General features: G+C 61.9%; 5 protein-coding genes. 4 read left to right on the forward strand and 1 reads right to left on the reverse strand.

Annotation, left to right across the window (positions count from 1 at the left end):
• The first annotated feature begins 2 nt into the window (after positions 1-2).
• Positions 3-278 carry an HU family DNA-binding protein gene (locus tag WG900_RS20020; RefSeq protein WP_339970129.1) on the forward strand — a complete coding sequence of 92 codons (276 nt, stop codon included), beginning with the start codon at positions 3-5 and terminating at the stop codon, positions 276-278.
• Positions 279-504: 226 nt separating this feature from the next.
• Here WG900_RS20020 and WG900_RS20025 read toward each other — a convergent pair whose 3' ends face one another.
• Entirely contained in the window at positions 505-636 is a 132-nt protein-coding gene (locus WG900_RS20025) for a hypothetical protein (protein ID WP_339970131.1), read from the reverse strand.
• A 454-nt stretch (positions 637-1,090) separates the two neighbouring features.
• On the opposite strand from WG900_RS20025, the gene WG900_RS20030 reads away from it, so the two are divergent.
• The 3 genes from WG900_RS20030 to WG900_RS20040 all read left to right on the forward strand — a co-directional run.
• Positions 1,091-1,615: a hypothetical protein gene (locus WG900_RS20030; protein WP_339970133.1), complete on the forward strand. Its 525-nt coding sequence runs from the start codon at positions 1,091-1,093 to the stop codon at positions 1,613-1,615.
• Complete coding sequence (locus tag WG900_RS20035) at positions 1,615-2,601, forward strand: CsgG/HfaB family protein (protein ID WP_339970135.1); 987 nt, start codon at positions 1,615-1,617, stop codon at positions 2,599-2,601. Before WG900_RS20030 ends, WG900_RS20035 begins: the two co-directional genes overlap by 1 nt.
• A gap of 61 nt (positions 2,602-2,662) precedes the next feature.
• On the forward strand, positions 2,663-2,890 hold a 228-nt coding region (locus WG900_RS20040), incomplete at its 3' end, for a hypothetical protein (protein ID WP_339970136.1).

Genomic DNA, 2,890 nt, shown 5'->3' on the forward strand with positions numbered 1-2,890 from the left:
ACATGAACACCAATGACATTGCCGACCGTGTTGCTGAAGCAGCTGGCCTGTCGAAGGCTGAAGCGCGCAAGGCCGTCGACGGCGTCTTCGCCGCGATCACCGACGCAGCCGCTAAGGGCGACGAAGTATCGATCAACGGTTTCGGCAAGTTCAAGGTCAAGGATAGCCCGGCCCGCGAAGGCCGCAATCCTGCAACCGGCGCGGCGATGAACATTGCTGCCTCGAAGAAGCTTGGTTTTGCTGCCGCCAAGGCTGTCAAGGATCGCTTGAACGGCTGATAACCGCCCCAAGTCCTGCCTTCGCCGCTCAACGGCGGCCGAAGGCAGGACTTCTGGTTTGTACGTACTCTACCCGCTCAGAGCTCGCGTGCGACGACGATCAGCAATTCAAAGGTCGTTTGAAAAAAACTGGTAGCGAAACCCTTGACGCCAGACTCTCGCTCTGATTCAAAGTGAAAGGCCGTCGGGGATTTCTCCCCGACGACCCCTCTCAGACTTGAACGGTTCAGTTCTTAGGTTTGCCGTCCTTGTCCTTGTCGAAAGTCTCAACGACCGTCGTTCTAGGACGGCGTTGAGCTTCCTTGACGGTGACAAACTGGCCAGTGCCAGCGTCCCGTCCACGAGTACCCTTGCTCATTGGATTTCTCCTTGCGAGCGCGAGCGGTTGAGCCGCCCCCCCGAAGCGCCGAGTGCGCCTCGCGGCGTTCAAGGCAGACTGGGTTCAAGAGCTTGGCTCGCATCAAAGATTCCGGGATAGCCAACGAGAGTCTAGGCAAAAGCGACCGGCAACGCCGTTTATCCCCATCTATGCAACCAAAACGGCACTAGCGCCGCATATTCAGGGGACTCGAGGGTGGGCTGTAAGCCATTAGCCCCTGACGATGTTTTCCATGCTGGGTTTGCAAAAGACACAATCGCCGTAGTTGCAGAATTCGATCCAGAGATCGGTCCACGCCGCGTCTGCGCCATAATCTGTCAAGGCACGCTATGGTTTCTTCGGCGCAAAGGCCTGTTGCCGCTCTCCAATCCGTGTGTCTCTTATCCGTCCCCTGAAAGCCCGGCGCGTCGCCGGCTCAAGGGGACAAGCCTCGATGAACACGAAGATCCTGACTGCCGCCGCCGCGGTCATTCTTTCCGCCGCTCCCGCCCAGGCCAACAATCTCGGCGAGAACGGAGCCTGGCAGTTCCGTTCCGGTGCCGATCTTGCCAATGCGGCCGCAGCGCTCGAAGTCATGGAGCGCAAGCGCTCAGGCGGCTATTCCGCGCCCTCCTTCACGACCAATGTCGCACGCCAGTTCAACTGCGGGGTCAGCGCAAGCGCGCTGGGCAATTCGGGAAGCCAGACGGCACTTGCCAATTCCCCGACAGTGGCGGGCGCAAGTGCGAACTCCCAGGCCAATGCCAGCGACACCGCTGTCGATGGTGAGGGCGCCGGGCGAAGCAGCACGGCTCAGAGCAATAGCGGCGCGGTGACATCAGGCGTCAATGGCGCCACTCATACTGCGATCAATGGCAGCAGCGCCCCCCAGGCCCTCAATTCATCGCAGTCCAACGGCGGGACGCAGTCGGCCGGGGTAACGGGCTCGACAGCGTGCACCTTCGGAGTGCTCAACTGATGCGGGCCGTCACGGCCGGGCAGCCAGCAGGCAGCCGCAGGCACAAAGCAATCCTTCAGGCCCTGCCGCTGCTTTGTCTTGCCGTGTCAGGTTGTTCGCTCCCGGGCGGTATCCGCCTTGCAGCTGGTGAAGCGAAGATCCTCGTCGGTACGCCGGTTCGCGACAACCGCACACCGATGGACCCTGCACTTGCCTGCCTTGCCGAGCGAGCCTCGGCCAAGCAGGCACGGGTGCCGGTCATTGCGGTCGGCGACGTGCGCGACTTCACCGGCAAGTTTTCCGTCGGCGAAGGCAATGCCGTCACGCAAGGCGGCGCGCTTATGGTCGCCTCCGCGCTCGGCAAGCTCGGCGGTGCGGTTCGGATCGCAGAGCGCTTCGATCCGAGCATCGGCGAGCGGGAGCTGGGCTATTCCGACCGGCGCCAGCTGGGTGACGGGCGGCAGCACGTCCTCGGCGGCACCGGCGCGCAAGCGCCGGTGCCGTGGCTGCCCTACTACGGCGGCAGCATCACGGCGTCGGATTTTTACATCGTGGGCGGCATTACCGAGGTCAATTACGACATCCGCTCGGGCGGCGTCGAAGCCCGGGTCAACTCCGCAGGGCCAAAGCATCGGACCTATACCCAGTCTGTCGCGGTCGACCTGAGGCTGGTCGACACCCGCTCGCTGCTTGTCGTGCGCACGATCAGCCTGACCAAGCAGTTTACCGGCTACGAGTCCGGGTTTGGCGTGTTCCGCTTCTTCGGTTCGGAACTTTTCGACATTGGTCTCGGTGCGAAAGGCCAGGAGCCGCTGCAGCTCGGCATTCGCACCGCCCTCGAGGAGGGTGTCCTGCGCCTTGCAGGAACCGCGATCGGGATCGATCCGGGCGAATGCCTGAGCAAGGCCGGGTGGATTTCTGAAGCGCTGTCAACCTCAAGTCCACTGGAAGTTCGCAAGGCCTCCGATCCGCAGATTGCCAAGCGTCGCCATCCATCCGGCGAGTGACGTGACCCGATAATTTCGTGTGCCCCCCAACCTCCCCAAAAAACCCAAGGAGTTCTGAAACATGTACCAATCCCATACCTTCACGCTGCGTAGCCGCTATCTGCTGGGCTCCGCGCTTGCGGCCTGCGTCATGGCAAGTGCTGTTCCGGCAAGCGCCCAGAGCGTAGCTCCCTCGCTCTTGGCCAATGGTAACATCGTGTCGTCTTCCGACCAGAAGCAGGCCGGTGTCTCGATCACATCAAGCGTGAATGATCCGAACGCTGACGTCATCGGTAACGTGACCCTTGCC

It is taken from the genome of Novosphingobium aquae (assembly GCF_037572715.1).
Lineage (GTDB): Bacteria > Pseudomonadota > Alphaproteobacteria > Sphingomonadales > Sphingomonadaceae > Novosphingobium > Novosphingobium aquae.